Origin of the sequence: Lacisediminihabitans profunda, assembly GCF_008040105.1 — a bacterium.
Taxonomy (GTDB): domain Bacteria; phylum Actinomycetota; class Actinomycetes; order Actinomycetales; family Microbacteriaceae; genus Lacisediminihabitans; species Lacisediminihabitans profunda.
The window spans coordinates 1-433 of sequence record NZ_VRMG01000051.1 but is presented as its reverse complement, the minus strand read 5'-3'; the positions used below and the strand labels follow the sequence as shown (position 1 = coordinate 433).

Below are 433 nucleotides of genomic sequence, written 5' to 3'. Positions count from 1 at the left end.
TCTTACCACGGCTCAAACCCTAGCCTTGCTGACCCCTATGGGCAGGTTGATCTCTGCTATTAGCTGGGGTGCGTTGGCACTGGAAGACTTCATTGTCTTCTTGGAAGGCGGTGATTCGGTGGTCGGGGACTTCTTGAACAACAACGTACAAGCTGCCGAGACATTCGAAAAGCTAGCCAGTGAATCCAGTGAACTGAAGAACAATCTCGACGGTATCTTCTCTGTTGTCCCGGGGCTAGCTGAAGCGCTCAAAGGTCTAGAGTTCAATGAAATGCTGGTCAGCACGATGAGAGAACTTGCTGCCATCATGGAGTTCTTCAACAGTGTTGTAGAGAGATTCGCAATAGCCGGCAAGTACAGGGACGCTAAGATTGCTGAAGCCGGAGGAGACAGAAGTACTATAATGTCGAACATCGACACGATGTACGCTATG

1 protein-coding gene is annotated in these 433 nt (G+C 49.9%); it reads left to right on the top strand.

All coding sequences use genetic code 11. The annotated features are described in order from the left end of the window. Positions 1–73 precede the first annotated feature (73 nt). On the top strand, positions 74–433 hold a 360-nt coding region (locus tag FVP33_RS19010), incomplete at its 3' end, for a hypothetical protein (protein WP_222706798.1).